The 19,196-nt window shown below is 68.6% G+C and carries 21 protein-coding genes; 11 read left to right on the top strand and 10 right to left on the bottom strand.

Translation table 11 applies throughout. The features are described 5' to 3' along the window. Nucleotides 1-65: 65 nt before the first annotated feature. The gene (locus CEX88_RS16935) at nucleotides 66-485 is read right to left on the bottom strand and encodes a DUF3499 domain-containing protein (RefSeq protein WP_064345814.1); all 420 of its coding nucleotides are present in this window, start codon (nucleotides 483-485) and stop codon (nucleotides 66-68) included. Nucleotides 486-642: 157 nt separating this feature from the next. On the opposite strand from CEX88_RS16935, the gene CEX88_RS16940 reads away from it, so the two are divergent. Then, a complete protein-coding gene (locus CEX88_RS16940; RefSeq protein WP_064394761.1) occupies nucleotides 643-1,065 on the top strand; it encodes a metallopeptidase family protein in 423 nt (140 codons plus the stop codon). 9 nt (nucleotides 1,066-1,074) lie between these two features. Here the strand turns inward: CEX88_RS16940 and CEX88_RS16945 are convergent, their stop codons facing one another. After that, on the bottom strand, nucleotides 1,075-1,335 hold the full coding sequence (locus tag CEX88_RS16945) for a WhiB family transcriptional regulator (protein WP_231744793.1): 261 nt from the start codon (nucleotides 1,333-1,335) through the stop codon (nucleotides 1,075-1,077). Nucleotides 1,336-1,783: 448 nt separating this feature from the next. Between CEX88_RS16945 and cofD the strand changes: the two genes are divergently transcribed. Genes cofD through CEX88_RS16960 form a run of 3 tightly spaced genes read left to right on the top strand, consistent with a single transcriptional unit; the run spans nucleotide 1,784 to nucleotide 4,709 of the window. Continuing rightward, nucleotides 1,784-2,803 carry a 2-phospho-L-lactate transferase gene (gene cofD / locus CEX88_RS16950; RefSeq protein ID WP_094294360.1) on the top strand — a complete coding sequence of 340 codons (1,020 nt, stop codon included), beginning with the start codon at nucleotides 1,784-1,786 and terminating at the stop codon, nucleotides 2,801-2,803. Next, nucleotides 2,800-4,176, top strand: a complete 1,377-nt coding sequence (locus tag CEX88_RS16955; RefSeq protein WP_094294361.1) for a coenzyme F420-0:L-glutamate ligase — start codon at nucleotides 2,800-2,802, stop codon at nucleotides 4,174-4,176. The genes cofD and CEX88_RS16955 overlap by 4 nt, the downstream gene beginning before the upstream one ends. Then, on the top strand, nucleotides 4,173-4,709 hold the full coding sequence (locus tag CEX88_RS16960) for an NUDIX hydrolase (protein WP_066849030.1): 537 nt from the start codon (nucleotides 4,173-4,175) through the stop codon (nucleotides 4,707-4,709). The genes CEX88_RS16955 and CEX88_RS16960 overlap by 4 nt, the downstream gene beginning before the upstream one ends. A 52-nt stretch (nucleotides 4,710-4,761) precedes the next feature. Here CEX88_RS16960 and manB read toward each other — a convergent pair whose 3' ends face one another. The 3 genes from manB to rfbD are packed head-to-tail and all read right to left on the bottom strand — an operon-like array spanning nucleotide 4,762 to nucleotide 7,631. After that, nucleotides 4,762-5,838, bottom strand: coding sequence for a mannose-1-phosphate guanylyltransferase (manB, locus tag CEX88_RS16965; protein WP_066849032.1), 1,077 nt, complete (start codon nucleotides 5,836-5,838; stop codon nucleotides 4,762-4,764). Beyond that, the gene (locus CEX88_RS16970; protein WP_068196739.1) at nucleotides 5,835-6,722 is read right to left on the bottom strand and encodes a glycosyltransferase family 2 protein; all 888 of its coding nucleotides are present in this window, start codon (nucleotides 6,720-6,722) and stop codon (nucleotides 5,835-5,837) included. The genes manB and CEX88_RS16970 overlap by 4 nt, the downstream gene beginning before the upstream one ends. Nucleotides 6,723-6,740: 18 nt before the next feature. Beyond that, nucleotides 6,741-7,631 (bottom strand): dTDP-4-dehydrorhamnose reductase, encoded by an 891-nt coding sequence (gene rfbD / locus CEX88_RS16975; protein ID WP_094294362.1) that lies wholly within the window; start codon nucleotides 7,629-7,631, stop codon nucleotides 6,741-6,743. A 67-nt stretch (nucleotides 7,632-7,698) separates the two neighbouring features. On the opposite strand from rfbD, the gene CEX88_RS16980 reads away from it, so the two are divergent. From CEX88_RS16980 to CEX88_RS16990, 3 genes are all read left to right on the top strand, one after another. Continuing rightward, a complete protein-coding gene (locus tag CEX88_RS16980; RefSeq protein WP_202931534.1) occupies nucleotides 7,699-9,165 on the top strand; it encodes an LCP family protein in 1,467 nt (488 codons plus the stop codon). Next, nucleotides 9,153-9,905 carry a TIGR03089 family protein gene (locus CEX88_RS16985; RefSeq protein ID WP_202931535.1) on the top strand — a complete coding sequence of 251 codons (753 nt, stop codon included), beginning with the start codon at nucleotides 9,153-9,155 and terminating at the stop codon, nucleotides 9,903-9,905. The genes CEX88_RS16980 and CEX88_RS16985 overlap by 13 nt, the downstream gene beginning before the upstream one ends. A 65-nt stretch (nucleotides 9,906-9,970) precedes the next feature. Then, nucleotides 9,971-11,404 carry a multicopper oxidase family protein gene (locus CEX88_RS16990; protein ID WP_094294364.1) on the top strand — a complete coding sequence of 478 codons (1,434 nt, stop codon included), beginning with the start codon at nucleotides 9,971-9,973 and terminating at the stop codon, nucleotides 11,402-11,404. A 6-nt stretch (nucleotides 11,405-11,410) separates the two neighbouring features. On the opposite strand, the gene CEX88_RS16995 is transcribed toward CEX88_RS16990, so the two are convergent. From CEX88_RS16995 to CEX88_RS17005, 3 genes are read right to left on the bottom strand one after another with little or no spacing between them, the layout of a single operon-like run. After that, the gene (locus CEX88_RS16995; RefSeq protein ID WP_068196727.1) at nucleotides 11,411-12,574 is read right to left on the bottom strand and encodes an acyl-CoA dehydrogenase; all 1,164 of its coding nucleotides are present in this window, start codon (nucleotides 12,572-12,574) and stop codon (nucleotides 11,411-11,413) included. Between the two features lie 51 nt (nucleotides 12,575-12,625). Next, nucleotides 12,626-13,138 carry a 5-(carboxyamino)imidazole ribonucleotide mutase gene (gene purE / locus CEX88_RS17000; protein ID WP_082694051.1) on the bottom strand — a complete coding sequence of 171 codons (513 nt, stop codon included), beginning with the start codon at nucleotides 13,136-13,138 and terminating at the stop codon, nucleotides 12,626-12,628. Further along, nucleotides 13,131-14,351 (bottom strand): 5-(carboxyamino)imidazole ribonucleotide synthase, encoded by a 1,221-nt coding sequence (locus tag CEX88_RS17005; RefSeq protein ID WP_274381117.1) that lies wholly within the window; start codon nucleotides 14,349-14,351, stop codon nucleotides 13,131-13,133. Before CEX88_RS17005 ends, purE begins: the two co-directional genes overlap by 8 nt. Nucleotides 14,352-14,454: 103 nt before the next feature. Here CEX88_RS17005 and CEX88_RS17010 point away from each other — a divergent pair, with 103 nt between their 5' ends. Then, a complete protein-coding gene (locus CEX88_RS17010; RefSeq protein WP_064394773.1) occupies nucleotides 14,455-15,132 on the top strand; it encodes a GtrA family protein in 678 nt (225 codons plus the stop codon). On the opposite strand, the gene CEX88_RS17015 is transcribed toward CEX88_RS17010, so the two are convergent. Continuing rightward, complete coding sequence (locus CEX88_RS17015; protein WP_094294365.1) at nucleotides 15,087-15,605, bottom strand: PH domain-containing protein; 519 nt, start codon at nucleotides 15,603-15,605, stop codon at nucleotides 15,087-15,089. The genes CEX88_RS17010 and CEX88_RS17015 overlap by 46 nt on opposite strands. 20 nt (nucleotides 15,606-15,625) lie before the next feature. Continuing rightward, entirely contained in the window at nucleotides 15,626-16,432 is an 807-nt protein-coding gene (locus tag CEX88_RS17020) for a biotin--[acetyl-CoA-carboxylase] ligase (protein ID WP_094294366.1), read from the bottom strand. 143 nt (nucleotides 16,433-16,575) lie between these two features. Here CEX88_RS17020 and CEX88_RS17025 point away from each other — a divergent pair, with 143 nt between their 5' ends. The 3 genes from CEX88_RS17025 (at nucleotide 16,576) to CEX88_RS17035 (ending at nucleotide 19,177) form a co-directional block, all read left to right on the top strand. Further along, the gene (locus CEX88_RS17025; RefSeq protein ID WP_064394776.1) at nucleotides 16,576-18,216 is read left to right on the top strand and encodes an acyl-CoA carboxylase subunit beta; all 1,641 of its coding nucleotides are present in this window, start codon (nucleotides 16,576-16,578) and stop codon (nucleotides 18,214-18,216) included. A gap of 71 nt (nucleotides 18,217-18,287) precedes the next feature. Next, a complete protein-coding gene (locus tag CEX88_RS17030; RefSeq protein WP_238382092.1) occupies nucleotides 18,288-18,539 on the top strand; it encodes an acyl-CoA carboxylase epsilon subunit in 252 nt (83 codons plus the stop codon). After that, nucleotides 18,536-19,177 carry a Maf family protein gene (locus CEX88_RS17035; RefSeq protein ID WP_094294367.1) on the top strand — a complete coding sequence of 214 codons (642 nt, stop codon included), beginning with the start codon at nucleotides 18,536-18,538 and terminating at the stop codon, nucleotides 19,175-19,177. Before CEX88_RS17030 ends, CEX88_RS17035 begins: the two co-directional genes overlap by 4 nt. Nucleotides 19,178-19,196 lie beyond the last annotated feature (19 nt).

A 19,196-nucleotide genomic window follows, 5' to 3' on the forward strand; every position in this document is an offset into this window, starting at 1 on the left:
GGACTCCTTGTGACACGGACTACTACTGGCGCCAGCCTAACGGTCCGGCCAGACGTGCACGTCGGCTAGTCGGTGGGGTCCGGCAGCACCCGCAGATGGCCTCGGCGGCGGCCGTTGGACTCGGGTCGCCTGGCAGGCGGCGCCATCAGCGAGCCTCCAGGTGCACCGGTGACGGGGTCGGAGAACCCGGTCGCCATCCGGTTGATCGGCGGAGCGACGTCGCGCCCCTCCCGGACCGCATCGGCCAGCGCGACGAGGTCGTCTTCGTCGGGGTGTGAGGGCAGCGGGCCGGCGTGCCGCACCAGTTCCCACCCGCGGGGCGCGGTGACGCGGCCGGCGTGCACGACGCACAGGTCCCATGAATGCGGTTCGGCCACCGTCGCGAGGGGGCCGACGACCGCCGTGGAGTCGGCGTAGACGAATGTCAGCGTCGCGACCGCATAGTGCGGACACCCGGGCCGGCAGCAGCGACGGGGAACGTTCACAGCGGAAGGCTATCGTGGCCGCACTCCGCATGCCGCCGGACACGCGCAGCCTGCCGACGGCCGATCTCGAACCGTTACGATCCAGTTCATCGCGCACGAAAGGAGCACCCAAGCGGTGGCCAAGCGTGGACACATGCGCGCGCGCCGGGGTCGCGGGATGCGCGGGCCGTTACTCCCCCCGACCGTGCCGGGCTGGCGCAGTCGCGCCGAGAGGTTCGACATGGCGGTGCTGGAGGCCTACGAGCCGATCGAGCGGCGTTGGCAGGACCGGCTGGCGACACTGGACGTCGCGGTGGACGAGATACCACGCATTGCGCCCAAGGATCCCGACAGTGTGCAGTGGCCGCCGGAAGTGATCGCCGACGGGCCGATCGCGCTGGCCCGGCTGATCCCGGCGGGCGTGGACGTCAGGGGGAACGCAACACGCGCGCGAATTGTGCTGTTTCGCAAGCCAATCGAGCGGCGGGCCAAGGATTCAGTCGAGCTCGAGGAGCTGCTGCATGAAATCCTGGTGGCTCAGGTCGCCACATATCTGGGCGTCGAGCCTTCCGTCATCGACCCGACGATCGACGACGACTGATCTCGCGGCTCAGATGATTCCGCGCTTGAGGCGGCGACGCTCGCGCTCTGACAGGCCGCCCCAGATCCCGAAGCGCTCGTCATGCGCCAACGCGTAATCCAGGCAGGCGTCGCGCACCTCGCAGCCCTGGCAGATGCGCTTGGCTTCGCGCGTCGAGCCGCCCTTCTCCGGAAAGAACGCCTCGGGGTCGGTTTGGGCGCACAGCGCCTTCTCCTGCCAGAGTTCGTCCTCCGGTGTCAGTGCCGGCGCCACATCGATCGGGTCGGGCACCAAACTCAGCTGGGGACGCCGGGGCGTCTCAACCGGTGCCGGTTCCGAATGGGCGTGCGGCGCGCTGTCTACTGAGCCGAAGACTCGGCTGTCGAACCGAACCAGACGATCGAAATCGCCGTACTCAAAAGACATCTTCCGCCTCCTCACCTGGTCTCGTTGATCCCCTATAAGTGGCCCGCAGAGATGCGGAACACTTCCAATTCGAACAAGTGATCGAATCTCGGTCTGCGGCACCGGAACCGGATGGCCTACCGGGAAATGACACTGCTGTGATTACACACGCGTCAGTCGCCCTGGTCAAGCTCTAGAACAGGAATTCATACCATTCCGTGATCGAAATACGGCGAGTCGTGACCTCGGCGTGTCCATCACACTCCCGCCCACCGGCCCGGGCCGCCACTCCTGCCCGTACCGAATTCGGTTGGACGGCCTACGCTCGGTCGATGTGAAGGTCACCGTACTGGTCGGCGGCGTCGGCGGCGCCCGCTTCCTACTTGGCGTGCAACATCTGTTGGGGCTTGGGCAGTTTGGTGGCGCTAAAGGTACTGCTGGGACTGATGATACTGCTGAGCACGAACTGACTGCAGTGGTCAATGTGGGTGACGACGCGTGGATGTTCGGCGTGCGGATCTGTCCGGACCTCGACACCTGCATGTACACCCTCGGCGGAGGTATCGATCCCGAACGCGGCTGGGGACATCGCAACGAAACCTGGCATGCCAAGGAGGAACTCGCGGCCTACGGCGTGCAGCCCGATTGGTTCGGCCTCGGCGACCGGGACCTGGCGACACATCTCGTCCGCAGCCAGATGTTGCGCGCGGGCTATCCGCTGTCGCAGGTGACCGAGGCGCTGTGCGCGCGATGGGCCCCCGGGGCCAGGCTGCTGCCCGCCAGTGACGACCGCAGCGAAACCCACGTCGTCATCACCGATCCCGGACCCGGCGAGTACGCCGGCGAGAAACGTGCCATCCACTTTCAGGAGTGGTGGGTGCGATACCGGGCGAAAGTACCAACGCACAGCTTCGCTTTCGTCGGCGCCGAAAAAGCCACTGCCGGACCCGGCGTCGCCGAGGCCATCGAAGCCGCCGACGTCGTGCTCATCGCGCCGTCCAACCCGGTGGTGAGCATCGGCGCGATCCTGGCCGTACCCGGTATCCGCGGCGCGCTGCGTTCGACACCGGCGCCGGTCATCGGCTACTCCCCGATCATCGGCGGAAAGCCGTTGCGCGGCATGGCCGATGAATGCCTGTCGGTGATCGGCGTGCCGAGCACGTCCGAAGCCGTCGGCAGGCACTACGGCGCGCGCTCCGGTGTCGGCATTCTCGACGGCTGGTTGGTGCACGACGGAGACGGCGCGGCGGTCGACGGTGTCGAGGTGCGTGCGGTGCCACTGCTCATGACCGATCCCGAGGTCACCGCCGAGATGGTTCGCGCCGGAATGGATTTGGCAGGCGTGAAGCCATGAGCGGCGACCATGGCTCAACGGCGCCGCCGAGCGGCGACCATGGCTCGGCCGCCGCGGTGGAGCTGCTGCCCGTTGCGGGGTTGCCCGAGTTCCGCCCCGGCGACGACCTCGCCTCGGCGATCGCCGAGGCCGCGCCGTGGCTGCGCGACGACGACATCGTCGTGGTCACCAGCAAGGTGATGTCGAAGTGCGAGGGCCGCATCGTCGACGCGCCGATCGACCCCGAGGAGCGCGACGTGCTGCGGCGCAGGCTCATCGACGCCGAGGCGGTCCGCGTGCTGGCGCGTAAGGGACGCACGCTGATCACCGAGAACGCGATCGGCCTCGTTCAGGCCGCCGCGGGTGTCGACGGCTCCAACGTCGACTCCGCCGAACTCGCGCTGCTTCCAACCGATCCCGATGCCAGCGCCGCGGCACTGGCGTCGGCGCTGCGCGAGCGGCTCGGCGTGACGGTCGGCGTCGTCGTCACCGACACCATGGGCCGGGCCTGGCGCAACGGGCAGACCGACGTGGCGATCGGCGCGGCCGGCGTGACCGTGCTGCACGGTTACGGCGGTTCGGTCGACCGGCACGGCAACGAACTGATCGTCACTGAGATCGCGGTCGCCGACGAGATCGCCGCGGCAGCGGATCTGGTGAAGGGCAAGCTGACCGACATCCCGGTCGCGGTGGTGCGCGGGTTGCGGCTGCCCGACGACGGTTCCACCGCGCGCCGGCTGGTTCGGGCGGGCGAGGAGGACCTGTTCTGGCTCGGCACCGAGGAGGCCATCGCGCTCGGCAGGAGTCAGGCGCAGCTGCTGCGCCGGTCGGTGCGGCAGTTCACGGCCGAGCCCGTGGACGCCGAGCTCGTGGAATCCGCTGTCGCCGAGGCCCTCACTGCGCCGGCGCCGCATCACACCCGACCGGTGCGGTTCGTGTGGCTACAGGATCCCGCCCGACGGGAGGTCCTGCTGGATCGGATGAAAGACAAGTGGCGCGCCGACCTCACCGCCGACGGGCGCGCCGCCGACGCCGTCGAGCGTCGCGTCGAACGCGGCCGGATCCTCTATGACGCACCAGAGGTCGTCATCCCATTTTTGGTGCCCGACGGCGCGCACGACTATCCGGACGCCGACCGCACGGCCGCGGAGCACACGATGTTCACCGTCGCGGTCGGCGCGGCGGTGCAGGCGCTTCTGGTGGCGTTGGCGGTGCGGGGTGTCGGGAGCTGCTGGATCGGGTCGACGATCTTCGCCCCCGACATCGTCCGTGAGGAGCTCGACCTGCCCCACGACTGGGAACCGTTGGGCGCGATCGCGATCGGCTACGCGCAGGACGGGCCGTCCGGCCCGCGGCCTCCCGTGCCGACCGACGAACTGCTGGTGCGCAAGTGAGCCTGCACGCATCAGCGGTGGAGGTGCTGAGCCGTTGGCGCGCACCGGATCCCGCACAGGACACCCTGCGGCACGCGGTGCTGGCGTTCTTGGCGGCCCGACCCGACGGTTGCCTGCGTGAATGCGTCGCGGGCCACGTCACCGGGTCGGCCCTCGTGCTCGACCACGCCGGGACCCACGCACTGCTGACACTGCACCCCCGGTTCGGGCGATGGCTGCAACTCGGCGGGCATTGCGAGCCGACCGATCCCGATGTCGTGACGGCCGCACTGCGAGAGGCCACCGAGGAGTCCGGCATCGGTGGTCTCACGATCGACCCGACCATGGCCGCGCTGCACGTCCACCCCGTCACGTGCTCGCTGGGGGTGCCGACCCGTCACCTCGACATGCAGTTCATCGTCCACGCGCCCGTCGACGCCGAAACCGCCATCAGCGACGAGTCTTTGGACTTGCGGTGGTGGCCGCTGGACGCGCTGCCCGAGGATTGCGACTTCGGTCTCACCCAACTGGCGGCGGCCGCCCGCGCCAGGTGATTTCGGTGTCATCCGTTGCGCTCAGCGCAACCAACGACACCGAAATCGCGGGCTAGACGTCGGTCGAGAACCGGATCCCGCCGTCTGGGATCGTCACGCCCGGCCACACGCGTGCACCGCGCAACAGTTCGCAGCGGGCACCGATGTCGGCGCCGTCGCCGATCACGCCGTCGCGGATCAGCGCGCGCGGGCCGATGCGGGCCCCGAACCCGACGATCGAGCGTTCGATCACCGCGCCGGCGCCCACCCGCGCGCCGTCGAAGATGACCGCGCCGTCCAACCGTGCGCCCCCGGCGATCTCGGCACCTCGACCGACCACCGCGCCGCCGATCAGCAGCGCCCCCGGTGCGACGCTGGCGCCGTCGTGCACCAGCTTTTCACCGCGGTGCCCGCCCAACGCGGGTGACGGCGCGATACCGCGCACCAGATCCGCCGACCCCCGCACGAAATCCTCCGGTGTGCCCATGTCGCGCCAGTAGGTGGAGTCGACGTAGCCGCACACCCGGAGCCCGTCGGAGAGCAGGCCCGGGAACACCTCGCGTTCGACCGAAAGCGCCCGGCCCTTGGGGATGCGCTCGATCACCTCGCGCTTGAACACATAGCAGCCCGCGTTGATCTGATCGGTCGGCGGGTCCTGGGTCTTCTCGAGGAAGGCGGTCACCATGCCGTCGGAATCGGTTGGCACGCAACCGAATGCCCGAGGGTCACCGACACGCACCAGGTGCAGCGTCACGTCGGCGGCGTTGTCCTCATGCGAGTTCAGCAGCGCGCGAAGGTCGGCACCCGACAACACGTCGCCGTTGAACACCAGCGCGGTGTCGTGGCGCAGCTTGCCCGTGACGTTGGCGATGCCGCCGCCGGTGCCCAGCGGTTCGGTCTCGACGACGTATTCGATCTGCAGGCCGAACTTGGACCCATCGCCGAACTCGGACTCGAACACCGCGGCCTTGTACGACGTGCCCAGCACGACGTGCTCGATACCGGCCTCGGCGATGCGCGACAACAGGTGCGTCAGAAACGGCAAGCCGGCCGTCGGCAGCATCGGCTTGGGCGCGGACAGGGTCAGCGGCCGCAGCCGGGTGCCCAAACCACCGACGAGGATGACGGCATCGACGTGTGCGGGATTCACTTGCGCCGTCCTTTCGCCCGGTTGCGTCGTGAGCTGCGGACCACCAGGCCCGCACGCGCGGCGAGCGAGCTTCGGATCGTCCACCGCAGCGGACCCTGCCACCACCTGGGGTACCGATCCGCGAGGAAAGTGTAGGTGCTGGTGTGATGGGCGGCCAAGTTGCGCGCGGGGTCCTTGCCGGTCGCGTGCCCCTTGTCGTGCAAAACCTCGGCGGCCGGCACATACACGTTCTGCCAGCCCGCCCGCGACAGCCGATCACCGAGGTCGACGTCCTCCATGTACATGAAGTAGCGCTCGTCGAAGCCCGAGATCTCCTCGAACGCCGACCGGCGCAGCAACAGACACGATCCCGACAGCCAGCCGACGGCGCGTTCGCTGGGCTCCCGGCGCTCTTGGCGGTATTCGGCGGTCCACGGGTTGGACTTCCAGAACGGTCCCACGACGGCGTGCATCCCGCCGCGCACGAGGCTGGGCTGGTGCCGCGCCGATGGATACACCGAACCGTCCGGGTCGCGGATCAGCGGGCCGAGCGAACCCGCATGCGGCCAGCGGGCAGCGGCCTCCAGCAGGATGTCGATGCTGCGCGGACCCCACTGCACATCGGGGTTGGCCACGATGAAGAAGTCGTTGTTGTCCGAGTCCGTCAGGTACTCCGCGACCGCGCGGTTCACCGCGCTGCCGTATCCGAGATTGCCGCCGGTGGGCAGCAATCGGACGTTGGGATAGCGTGCGAGCGCCTCTTCGGGTGCGCCGTCGGTCGAGCCGTTGTCGGCCATCACCACTGTCACCGGCCGGTCGGTGGCATGCGACAGCGTCGCCAGGAACCGGTTGAGGTGTGGACCCGGCGAGTACGTCACCGTGACGACCACCAACTCGTCACTCATGTGCCACCCGTTCCGAACTCACGGCGTCGAGGGTATCGGGCCGCCACGCCCGTACCGCGACAGCGCATCCGCGAGCGCCTCGCGCCACGGTCGCAGCGGGGTGAGGCCGGCATCGGCGGACCGCCGGCCCGACAGCGCCGTGTACGTCGGGCGCTGCGCGGGCCGTGGGCTTTCGGCGCCGGCGACGGGCCGCAACCGCCCGGGGTCTGCGCCGACGGCCTCGAAGATCGCGCGCGCCTGGTCGTAGCGGCTGGCCTCCCCGTCGTTGGCGGCGTGCAGCACCGGTGCACTGATCGCGCCGTCGGCGATCTCCAGCAGCGCCGCGGCGAGGTCACCGGCGTAGGTCGGGGATGCGGTCTGGTCGGCCACCGCCTCGACCGTTTCGTCGCCGGCGGCCTTTCGGCGCATGGTCGCGGCGACGTCCGTACCGTCGCCGCCTTCGTACACCCACGACGTGCGCACGACGTGTGCGCCGGGCAGGGCGGCCAACACGGCCCGCTCCCCAGCGAGTTTGGTGCGGCCGTAGACGTTCACCGGCGCGGTCTCGTCGTCGATCTCATACGGGCGGCGCGCTGCGCCGGAGAACACGTAGTCGGTCGAGATGTGGATCAGGCGGGCGCCGACGGCGGCGCACGCCCGCGCGAGGTGAGCCGGTCCGTCGGCATTGACCGCGTGCGCACGGTCCTGTTCGGTCTCGGCCGCGTCCACGTTGGTGTACGCGGCGCAGTTGATCACCACGTCACCGGATTCGATGACACGCTGGGCGGCCGCCGCATCGGTGATGTCGAGCTCCGACGACGTCAGCGCCAGCACCTCGCGGCCCTGCTGGCGGGCCTGAGCTGCGAGAACCCGACCGACCATGCCGCCTGCACCGGGAATGACGATCCGGCCCGGCCCGCGAGAAGTCATGGTCACGAGTCTGGCACGCCGAGGCGCGCTACCCGCTTCGTGCCCGTCTCGCCAGTAGCCTGGGCTGATGCCCGGTCGACTGCTCCGTGTCATCGCCGTGTCCGCGGCCTTGGCGATCGTGGTCGGTACGGGCGTCGCGTGGGGCAAGATCCGCTCGTTCGAATCCGGCATCAACCACATCTCGTCGATCGCGCTGGGCGAGGGCGGCGAAGACGGCGCGATCGACATCCTGCTCGTCGGCATGGACAGCCGCACCGACGCGCACGGCAATCCTCTATCCCAGGAGGAACTGGCGACGCTGCGGGCGGGCGACGACGAAGCCACCAACACGGACACGATCATCTTGATCCGCGTCCCCAACAACGGAAAATCCGCGACCGCCATCTCGATCCCGCGCGACTCCTATGTCGAGGCACCGGGAATCGGCAAGATGAAGATCAACGGCGTGTACGGCTCGGAACACCTCGAGAAGATGACCGAGCTCGTCGAGCAGAAGGGCGTGGACCCGGCCGAAGCCGAGCCGCAGGCCAAGGAAGCCGGACGCGAAGCCCTGATCAAGACCGTGGCCAACCTCACCGGCGTCACCGTCGACCACTACGCCGAGATCGGACTGCTGGGCTTCGCGTTGATCACCGACGCCCTCGGCGGCGTCAACGTGTGTTTGAAAGAGCCCGTGTACGAACCGCTTTCGGGAGCCGACTTTCCTGCCGGCTGGCAGAAGCTCAACGGCCCGCAGGCGCTGAGCTTCGTCCGGCAGCGCCACGATCTGCCACGCGGCGACCTCGACCGGGTGACGCGTCAGCAGGCGGTGATGGCTTCCCTTGCGCACGAGGTGATCTCCGGCAAGACGCTGTCGAGTCCGGCCACCTTGAACCGCCTGCAGGATGCCGTGCAGCGCTCCGTCGTACTCTCCGACGGTTGGGACGTCATGCAATTCGCCGAGCAACTGCAGAAGCTGGCCGCGGGCAACGTCGCGTTCGCCACCATTCCAGTGCTGCAGGAGAACGGTTGGAGCGACGACGGGATGCAGAGCGTCGTGCGCGTGGACCCCAGTGAGGTCAAGAGCTGGATCGAAGGCCTGCTGGACGAGCAGGACGAAGGTAAGACCGAGCAGATCGCCTACACGCCCGACAAGACCACCGTCGAGGTGGTCAATGCCACCGAGGTCAACGGCCTGGCCGCCGCGGTGTCGCAGGTGCTGACCAATAAGGGGTTCACCCCCGGCGCGACGGGCAACCACGAGGGCGACCCGGTGGCCAGCAGCCAGGTGCGCGCCAACAAGACCGATGACCTTGGCGCACAGGCTGTCTCGAAGGACCTGGGCGAGTTGGCGATCGTCGAGGACCCGTCGGTGGCCCCGGGGCACGTGCGCGTGGTGCTGGCCGACGACTACACCGGTCCGGGTTCGGGCCTGGACGGCAGCAACGTTCCGACGCTGACCACCGATTCGGTGGCCGTCGGCTCGACCGAGACCGCTCCGCCCCCGTCGCCGATCCTGACCGCCGGATCCAACGACCCGGAGTGCGTCAACTAACGTCGACGAGCGTGACGACCGTCAGTGGGGCAATCCTCGACCCGCTCATGGCCTCGGACCCCGCAGGCCCCCGCATCACCTACTACGACGACGCGACCGGCGAGCGCATCGAGTTGTCCACCGCCACGCTCGCGAACTGGGCCGCCAAGACCGCCAACCTGTTACGCGACGAGTTGGACGCAGGCCCGTCGTCTCGCATCGCGGTCCTGCTGCCCGCACACTGGCAGAGCGCCGCCGTGTTCTTCGGTATCTGGTGGATCGGCGCCGAGGTGGTGCTCGGGGACGCTTCGGTGGACTCCGCCGATGTCGCGCTGTGCACCGCCGACCGGTTGGCCGAGGCCGACGGGGCGGTCGGGATGGGCAGCGGAATAGGCGAGGTCGCGGTGCTGTCGCTGGACCCGTTCGGCAAGCCCGCGGCCGATCTACCGGTCGGTGTCACCGACTACGCCACCGCGGTGCGGGTACACGGCGACCAGATCTCACCGGAGCGCATGCCCGGCCCCGCGCTCAACGGCCGCGGCGTCGACGAGGTGCTCACCGCGGCCCGCCAGTCCGCTGCGGCACAGGGTTTCACCGCATCCGACCGAGTGCTGTCCAGCGCCGGATGGGATAGCGCCGACGAGCTCGTCGACCACATGCTGGCCGTCTTCGCCGTCGGCGCCTCGCTCGTGCAGGTGGCCAATCCCGATGTCGCGCTGGCCGACCGCCGCAGGGCCACCGAGAAGGTCACCAAGGGCTGAGAGCCATATCGGCGAAATGGGGCTTTCGCCGACGCGGAAGCCCTCGCAGTGCCACGCTGGAGGACGTGATCGACCGGCGCGAATTCTTCGTGCTGTCGGCGGGCGTGGCGGCCGCCGTCGTGGGCGGCTGTTCGTCGAAGACGCCCGAGCCGGCGTCGGCCGATCGGGCCTCGGGGCCGGGATTCGACATCACGTTCACCCCTGCCGAGGTTGACGTCGACCTCGGCGGAGTCACCGTCCGCACCTGGGCGTACGGCGACAGGGTGCCCGGCCCGGAGATCCGCATCCGCAGAGGCGACAGGATGCGCGCACAGCTGGACAACGGGCTGCCCGCCCCGACCACCATCCACTGGCACGGTCTGGCCATCCCCAACCCCATGGACGGCGTGCCCGTGTTGTCGCAGCCCGCCGTACCCGCGGGCCAATCGTTCACCTACGACTTCGTCGTGCCCGACGCCGGGACGTACTGGTACCACTCCCATGAGGGCACCCAACTCGACCGCGGGCTGTACGGCCCCCTGATCATCGAAGACCCCGCCGACGGCGCCGACTACGACGACGAACTCGTCGTCGTGCTCGACGATTGGGTCGACGGCACCGGCCGCACCCCCGACCAGGTCCTTGCCGAACTGAACAAGGCGGGCATGCCGGCGATGCCGAACATCCCGGACGCCGGCATCAACCCGGCCACCCCGCTCGGCGACGACGGCGGCGACGTCACCTACCCCTACTACGTCATCAACGGACGCGTGACCGCCGATCCGGAGGTCGTCGATTACCGTGCCGGACAACGCATTCGACTGCGTGTCATCAATGCCGGTTCGGACACCGCGTTCCAGGTCGGTGTGCCCGGACACCCGCTGCGGGTGATCGCGACCGACGGGTTCCCGGTCGAGTCCAGGCAGGCCGATTCGGTCATCCTCGGGATGGGAGAACGGGCCGATGCGATCGTCACCCTGCACGCGTCGGCGCCGGTCATCGCCGCGGCGTACCGCAAGGACGGCTACGCGAGGCTCGACATGCGCGTCGACAACAAGGCAGGCACGGGCAACATCGACGACTACGTCGCGACGCTGCGGACCCAGCCCCCGCTCGACACCGCGACGCTGGCGGCCACACCCGAGGTGAACCTGCCCGACCGCGCCGCCCAGCAGGTCATCGACATGCGGTTGGCCGGTCCGGTCAACGGCTACACCTGGACGATCAACGGAAAGCGCTACGACCCGCCCCGCGACGGATACGCGGTGGCACGTGACCAACGCGTGCGCATCCGCTATGTCAACGAGTCGAAGATGTTCCACCCCATGCACTTACACGGCCACACGTTCCAGGTGATGGGGGCCGACGGCCCGCGGGCCCGCAAGGACACGGTGCTCGTCGCGCCGCTGCGCACCGTCGACATCGACTTCGACACCGACAACCCCGGGCGGTGGATCACCCACTGCCACAACACCTATCACCTCGAAGCGGGGATGGCCACCTTCATCGAGTACACCTGAGCGGGGCTACTTCAGTAGCGCGCGGGACATCACCACGCGCTGAATCTGGTTGGTGCCCTCGTAGATCTGGGTGATCTTGGCGTCGCGCATCATCCGCTCGACCGGGAAGTCGGTGGTGTAGCCGTAACCGCCGAACAGTTGAACCGCGTCGGTGGTGACCTCCATCGCGACATCGGAGGCGAAGCACTTCGACGCCGAGGAGATGAACCCGAGTTCGGACTCGCCGCGTTCGGCCCTGGCGGCGGCGGAGTACACCGTCAACCGCGCGGCCTCGATCTTCATCGCCATGTCGGCGAGCATGAACTGCACCGCCTGGAAGTCAGCGATCGGTCTCCCGAACTGCTTGCGCTCCTTGACATATGCGATCGAGGCATCAAGCGCGCCCTGCGCGATGCCGACCGCTTGCGCACCGATGGTCGGCCGAGTGTGATCCAAAGTGGCCAGCGCGGTCTTGAAACCGGTGCCCTCCTCGCCGATGATCCGGTCGGCGGGGATCCGGCAGTCCTCGAAGTACAACTCGGTGGTGGGCGATCCCTTGATGCCCATCTTCTTCTCCTTGGCGCCGATGGAGAAGCCGGGATCGTCGCGGTGCACGACGAACGCCGAGATGCCGTTGGCCTTCTTGTCCGGATCGGTCACCGCCATCACCGTGTACCACGTCGACTGGCCGCCGTTGGAGATCCAGCACTTGGCGCCGTTGAGCACCCACTCGTCACCCTCACGGCGGGCCCTGGTGCGCATCGATGCGGCGTCGCTGCCGGCCTCGCGTTCGGACAGCGCGTACGACGCGACGGCTTCACCGGCGGCGATCGACGGCAGCACCTGTTTCTTGAGTTCCTCGCTGCCGCGCAGCAACAGACCCATCGTGCCCAGCTTGTTGCAGATCGGGATCAGCGACGACGATGCGCACACCCGCGCGACCTCTTCGATCACGATGCACGCCGCGATCGAGTCGCCGCCCTGACCGCCGTACTCCTCGGGGATGTGGATGGCGGCCATCCCCGACGAGGTCAGCGCCGCCAGCGCCTCGTCGGTGTAGCGCGCCTTCTCGTCGACGTCGGCCGCGTGCGGGGCGATCTCCTTCTCGCACAGATCGCGCAGCACCGCACGCAGTTCGTTGTGCTCGTCGGAGAGCTGAAAGAGGTCGAATGACGGGTTGCCGATGGCCATGAAAAACTCCTTGCTACTCGCCGGTAACCCTACTCCCGCGGGTCCGGCTCCCTATTCGCCGAGGAGGCGGTCGCGCAGCGCCGCATCCTTCTGCAGCACCGTGTCGTGCAGGTCGGCCTGGAACTGTACGACCCGCTTGCGCAGCGCCGCGTCCGCCGACCCGAGGATCCGCACCGCCAGCAAGCCCGCGTTGCGGGCGCCGCCGATCGACACCGTGGCCACCGGCACGCCTGCGGGCATCTGCGCGATTGATAGCAGCGAGTCCAAGCCGTCGAGCTTGGCCAGCGGCACCGGCACGCCGATGACGGGCAGCGGGGTCGCCGAGGCCACCATGCCCGGCAGATGCGCCGCCCCGCCTGCCCCGGCGATGATCACCTCGATACCGCGGTCCGCGGCGCTCTGGGCGTACTCGAGCATGCGGACCGGCGTGCGGTGTGCGGAGACGACGCCGACTTCGAAGGGCACATCGAACTCGGCCAGCGCGTGGGCGGCGTCCTCCATCACCGACCAGTCGCTGTCGCTGCCCATGATCAGGCCGACCCGCGGCGCAGCAGCACTACTCATGTGGATCCCATCCGTCCGTCCATTCCGCGTGCGACAACCAGTGTGCCGCCCTGGCCGCGCGTTCGCGCACATCGGCGACGAACGCGTCGTCGTCAAGAGAACCGGCGGGCGCGCCGAGAACGTTGACGTGACCGATCTTTCGGCCGGGCCGCTCGGCCTTGCCGTAGAGATGCACCTTCGCGTCGGGCATCCTGGCGAACAGGTGGTGCAGCCGCTCGTCCATCGCCATCGTCGGTGTCTGTTGTGCGCCAAGCACATTGGCCATCACCGTGACCGGGACGACCTGGGCGGTGTCGCCAAGCGGATAGTCGAGGACCGCACGCAGGTGCTGTTCGAACTGGCTGGTCTGCGCACCGTCCATGGTCCAGTGCCCGGAGTTGTGCGGGCGCATGGCGAGCTCGTTGACGAGCAGGGTGCCCTCGACGGTTTCGAACAACTCGACGGCCAGCACCCCGACGACCCCGAGTTCGGAGGCCAGCCGCAAACCCAATTGCCCAGCCGCTGAGCGCAACTCGTCATCAAGGCCCGGCGCCGGTGCGATCACCTCGACGCAGATGCCGTCGCGCTGCACGGTTTCCACCACCGGCCACGCCGCGCCCTGCCCGAACGGCGAACGCGCCACCAGGGCCGCCAGTTCGCGCCGCATGGCGACCCTCTCCTCCACCATCACGTCCGCCCCGCCGTCCAGGTAGCGCTGCGCGGCCTCGCGCGCCTCGGCGACGTCGCCGGCCAGCGTGACCCCGCGGCCGTCGTACCCGCCGCGCACGGTCTTGACCACGACGGGACCTTCGATCCGTGCGGCGAACGCGTCGATGTCGGACAGGTCATCGACCGCCGCGAACCGCGGCACCGGCGCGCCGAGCGCCTCGAGCCTGCGGCGCATCACCAGCTTGTCCTGGGCGTGGATCAGCGCCGACGGCGGAGGAGCCACGTTGACACCGTCGGCCTGCAGCTTCTCCAGGAGTTCGGCAGGCACGTGCTCGTGGTCGAAGGTCAGCGCGTCGGCGCCGGAGGCGGCACGGCGCAACGCGTCGAGATCGGTGTGTGTGCCCAACACCACATCCGGGCTCACCTGCGCGGCCGGGTCGCCGGCGTCCACGGCGAGGACGCGCAGCGTCTGGCCGAGCGCGATCGCGGCCTGATGGGTCATTCTGGCCAGCTGACCACCGCCGACCATGGCCACCACCGGCGGCCCTTTGGGGTTCTGTGACACGTCTTCATGGTGTCATGACCACGCCGCGGGGTCGGTTCCGATGCACCGGCTGCGACCTGCATGAGTACACGTAGAGTGCGGTATTTCCGTACACTGCCCTGTTGTGTCCTTTACCGATGCGACGATCGCACGGCTGCCCCGCCCGGTACGGCCGTACTTCGAGCGGCATCACGAACTGATCAAGTTCGCGATCGTCGGCGCGACGACGTTCCTCATCGACACATCGGTCTTTTACACGCTCAAGCTGACGGTGCTCGAGCCCAAGCCGGTCACGGCCAAGATCATCGCGGGCATCGTCGCGGTGATCGCGTCCTACATCCTCAACCGCGAGTGGAGCTTCCGCGACCGCGGCGGCCGCGAGCGTCATCACGAGGCGCTCCTGTTCTTCGGCGTCAGCGGGGTCGGCGTGCTGTTGAGCATGGCGCCGCTGTGGATCTCCAGCTACGTGCTGATGCTGCGGGTGCCCGAAGTCAGCCTGACCGTGGAGAACATCGCCGACTTCATCTCGGCCTACATCATCGGCAACCTGCTGCAGATGGCGTTCCGGTTCTGGGCGTTCCGGCGCTGGGTGTTCCCCGACGAGTTCGGCCGCAACCCGGACCGGGCGATGGAGTCGCTCACCGCGGGCGGGCTCGCCGAACTCCTCGAGGACCACCACGAAGGGGTGACCGCCGAGCACGCCGAAGGCAACGTCACCCCGCTGCGCCGCCCCGGCCGACGCGCCCGCGGCGCCGCTCAGCTCGGCGACTCCTCCGAGCCCAGGGTGTCGAAGACCTCGTGATACAGCAGCGAGTGGACCCGCTCCACCCGCGGGATGTCGTCGAACGCGATCGGGTCTTGGGCCGCTGACTCGAAGATCAACGTGCCGGTCCGCAACATGCGGTCCAGCAGTCCGTGCCGGAACTCGACGCTGTTGACCCGCGCCAGCGGGATGTCGATTCCCGACCGGGTCAGCACCCCGTGCCGGAACATCACCCGGCGGTCGGTGATCACGAAGTGCGTCGTCCACCAGCTCAAAAACGGCCAGATCGTCAGCCACCCGATGATCACCAGCCAGATCGCGCCGATCACGATCAGCACGACGTTGCGGGCGGTCTGATCCCACTCCATGGTGTTGACGTAGCCGGCGCCGAACGCAGCCAGCGCGGTCACCAGCAGCAACACCAGGACCGGCCCGATCAGCCACTTCCAATGCGGATGGCGGTGCAAGACCACCTGCTCGTCCGAGGCGAGCACGTTGTCGGGATAACCCATGCGATGACCTTAAAGCGAAATCACTGGTCGGGCCGCAGATGGACGATGTCGCCTGCGGAGACGGTAATCGACCGGCCGTCGGCATCGATGACCAGCCGACCCTGCTCGTCGACGTCTTGCGCCACGCCGACGACCTGCTGATCGCCGGGCAGCAGCGCGCGGACCCGCCGGCCCAGCGTGAGGCTGCGGGCGCGGTAGTCGGCGGCAAGGCCGGCGTCGGCGCCTACGGCTCGAGCCCACGACTCGACGCGGTTGCCCAGTTCGTGCAGCAGCCGCACGACCAGGCGTTGCCGATCGGGTGCCGGGACATCCAGGTCCACCAGCGAGGTGGCCCCCTCGACGCCGACGTCCTCACCGCGCAGCGAGACGTTGAGCCCGACGCCGAGCACGACGGCCTGTTGACCACCCGCGACCTCGGCCAGGATTCCGGCCAGCTTGCCGCCCCCGGCCAGTACGTCGTTGGGCCACTTCAGGCCGGCCGTGACACCGGTGTCGGCGACCGCGTCGACGACGGCCACGCCGGTCGCCAGCGGCAGCCAGCCCCAGGCGGAGCTGGGCGCCCCGGTCGCGTCGATGCCCACCGACATCGTGATCTGCGCGAACGGCACTGCCGACCAGCTGCGACCCCGGCGGCCACGGCCCGCGGTCTGGTTCTCGGCGATCAGCACCGCGCCGGCGATGTCCTCGCCACCCCCGGCACGTGCGATCAGGTCGGCGTTGGTCGACCCGGTCTCGGCCACCACGTCGATACGCCGCCACGCGCGCGAACCGGCGAACACCTGCTCGCGCAGCACCTCGACGTCGAGCGGAGCCGGGCGCGCGGTCATCGGAATCGGACTCCCATCTGAAGACGCGTTCGGCCCTCACTACTACCACCGGCGGGTCTGCGCGCGGTGCGCAAGGCGTCCTTAAGGGGACCTTAAGGACGCGCCGTCGGTCGCGCGCCGGTCGTTCGTTAGCATCGACCACCATGACCTCCGTTCAGAAGCCGTCGGTCGAGCCGTCAGGCGAACACGAGATCGACATCCACACCACCGCGGGCAAGCTGGCCGATCTGCGCAGGCGCGCCGAGGAGACCTTGCACCCGGTCGGCGAGGAAGCGATCGAGAAGACACACGCCAAGGGCAAGCTCACCGCTCGTGAACGCATCCTGGCGCTGCTCGACGAGGGCTCGTTCGTCGAACTGGACGCGCTGGCCCGCCACCGCAGCACCAACTTCGGGATGGAGGCCAACCGCCCGCTCGGGGACGGCGTGGTGACCGGTTACGGCACCATCGACGGCCGTGAGGTGTGCATCTTCAGTCAGGACGCGACAGTCTTCGGCGGCAGCCTCGGCGAGGTGTACGGCGAGAAGATCGTCAAGGTGCAGGAATTGGCGATCAAGACCGGCAGGCCGTTGATCGGCATCAACGACGGTGCGGGCGCGCGCATCCAAGAGGGCGTGGTCTCACTTGGCTTGTACAGCAACATCTTCCACAACAACATCCTGGCCTCCGGCGTGATCCCGCAGATCTCACTGATCATGGGCGCCGCGGCGGGCGGCCACGTGTACTCCCCCGCGCTGACCGACTTCGTGATCATGGTCGACCAGACCAGCCAGATGTTCATCACCGGACCCGACGTCATCAAGACCGTCACCGGTGAAGAGGTGACGATGGAGGAACTCGGCGGCGCGCACACCCACATGTCGAAGTCGGGGCTGGCGCACTACGTGGCCTCCGGCGAGCAGGACGCGTTCGACTACGTGCGCGAACTGCTCTCGTACCTGCCGAGCAACAACTACGCCGACCCGCCGCGCTATCCGGAGGCGGTTCCCGAGGGGCCGATCGAGGACAACCTCACCGACGAGGACATCGAGCTGGACACGCTGATTCCGGACTCCCCGAACCAGCCCTATGACATGCACGAGGTCATCACCCGCATCCTCGACGAGGACGAGTTCCTCGAGGTGCAGGCCGGTTACGCGCAGAACATCATCGTCGGGTTCGGCCGCATCGAGGGCCGCCCGGTCGGCATCGTGGCCAACCAACCGACACAGTTCGCCGGCTGCCTGGACATCAACGCCTCGGAGAAGGCCGCCCGGTTCATCCGGACCTGCGACTGCTTCAACGTCCCGATCGTGATGCTGGTCGACGTGCCGGGCTTCTTGCCGGGTACCGGCCAGGAGTACAACGGCATCATCCGGCGCGGCGCCAAGCTGCTCTACGCCTACGGGGAGGCCACCGTCGCCAAGATCACCGTGATCACCCGCAAGGCCTACGGGGGTGCCTACTGCGTCATGGGGTCCAAGGAGATGGGCGCCGACGTGAACGTCGCATGGCCGACCGCGCAGATCGCGGTGATGGGCGCCTCGGGCGCCGTCGGCTTCGTGTACCGCAGCAAGCTCAAGGAAGCGGCGAAGAACGGCGAGGACGTCGACGCGCTGCGCCTGGAGCTGCAGCAGGAGTACGAGGACACCCTGGTCAACCCCTACATCGCGGCCGAACGCGGCTACGTCGACGCGGTGATCCCGCCGTCGCACACGCGCGGTTACGTCGCGAACGCGCTGCGGTTGCTGGAACGCAAGATCACGCAGATTCCGCCCAAGAAGCACGGGAACATTCCCCTGTGAGCGGGGCGAACAATTCAGCTCCTGTGAGCCCGAATAACGGCTCAGCACCCGCAGGCGACGGAGAGGCCGAAGTGACGGTGACGGACGAGCAGAGCGCCGCCCAGCAGGATCACGAGGCGCACATCCAGGTCGTCAGGGGTGAGCCGAGCCAGGACGAGCTCGCCGCGCTGATCGCGGTGCTGGCCGCCGCGTCGAGCGTGCCGTCCGAGCCGCGCGAGCAGGAAGAGAACCTCTGGGGTCATCCCGTCGACCGGCTGCGGTACACGCCGTTCAGCTGGCAGCGGGTGACGCTCGTGGAACGGGCACACATGCGCCGTCGATGACGCGCGTCGTCCTCGCCTCGGCGTCCTCCGGCCGTCGAAAAGTCTTGCGGCAGGCCGGAATCGATCCGCTGATCGTGGTGTCCGGCGTCGACGAGGACGCCGTCGTCGCCGGGCTCGACGACGCGGCGACACCAGCGCAGGTGACGGTCGCCCTCGCCACGGCCAAGGCCGACGCCGTGGTCGCCGAACTCGATCCGGCGGTCGGTGCCGACTGCGTCGTGATCGGCTGCGATTCCATGCTGTTCCGTGACGGGACGTTGGCGGGCAAACCCGCCTCGGCCGAGGCCGCACTTGCCGGGTGGCAGCAGATGGCCGGCTCCTCCGGCCGGCTCCACACGGGTCACTGCGTGATTCGGTTGCAGGACAACGGCATTGTGTGCCGGCTGGCCGAAGCCGAGGCCACCACCGTGCACTTCGCGTCGCCCTCGAGGGCCGACCTAGAGGCCTACGTCGCCAGCGGGGAGCCGACGGCAGTGGCGGGCGGCTTCACCCTCGACGGTTTGGGCGGCTGGTTCATCGAGGGCGTGGACGGCGACCCGTCGTCGGTGATCGGCATCGGACTGCCCCTGGTCCGCGGCATGTTCGAGCGCGCCGGGCTGTCGCTGGCCGACCTCTGGCGCGATAACCCGGTCACCTGATCCCACGGGGCATGCGTGC

It is taken from the genome of Mycobacterium neumannii (genome assembly GCF_002245615.1).
Classification (GTDB): Bacteria; Actinomycetota; Actinomycetes; order Mycobacteriales; family Mycobacteriaceae; genus Mycobacterium; species Mycobacterium neumannii_A.

Excerpts from the sequence above, each read along its gene's own strand:
- CEX88_RS16940 (WP_064394761.1), top strand. The coding sequence starts at position 643 with ATGCGCGGGCCGTTACTCCCCCCGACCGTGCCGGGCTGGCGCAGTCGC.
- CEX88_RS16955 (WP_094294361.1), top strand. The coding sequence starts at position 2,800 with ATGAGCGGCGACCATGGCTCAACGGCGCCGCCGAGCGGCGACCATGGC.
- CEX88_RS16970 (WP_068196739.1), bottom strand. The coding sequence starts at position 6,722 with ATGAGTGACGAGTTGGTGGTCGTCACGGTGACGTACTCGCCGGGTCCA.
- rfbD (WP_094294362.1), bottom strand. The coding sequence starts at position 7,631 with ATGACTTCTCGCGGGCCGGGCCGGATCGTCATTCCCGGTGCAGGCGGC.
- CEX88_RS16980 (WP_202931534.1), top strand. The coding sequence starts at position 7,699 with ATGCCCGGTCGACTGCTCCGTGTCATCGCCGTGTCCGCGGCCTTGGCG.
- CEX88_RS16995 (WP_068196727.1), bottom strand. The coding sequence starts at position 12,574 with ATGGCCATCGGCAACCCGTCATTCGACCTCTTTCAGCTCTCCGACGAG.
- purE (WP_082694051.1), bottom strand. The coding sequence starts at position 13,138 with ATGAGTAGTGCTGCTGCGCCGCGGGTCGGCCTGATCATGGGCAGCGAC.
- CEX88_RS17015 (WP_094294365.1), bottom strand. The coding sequence starts at position 15,605 with ATGGGTTATCCCGACAACGTGCTCGCCTCGGACGAGCAGGTGGTCTTG.
- CEX88_RS17020 (WP_094294366.1), bottom strand. The coding sequence starts at position 16,432 with ATGACCGCGCGCCCGGCTCCGCTCGACGTCGAGGTGCTGCGCGAGCAG.
- CEX88_RS17025 (WP_064394776.1), top strand. The coding sequence starts at position 16,576 with ATGACCTCCGTTCAGAAGCCGTCGGTCGAGCCGTCAGGCGAACACGAG.
- CEX88_RS17035 (WP_094294367.1), top strand. The coding sequence starts at position 18,536 with ATGACGCGCGTCGTCCTCGCCTCGGCGTCCTCCGGCCGTCGAAAAGTC.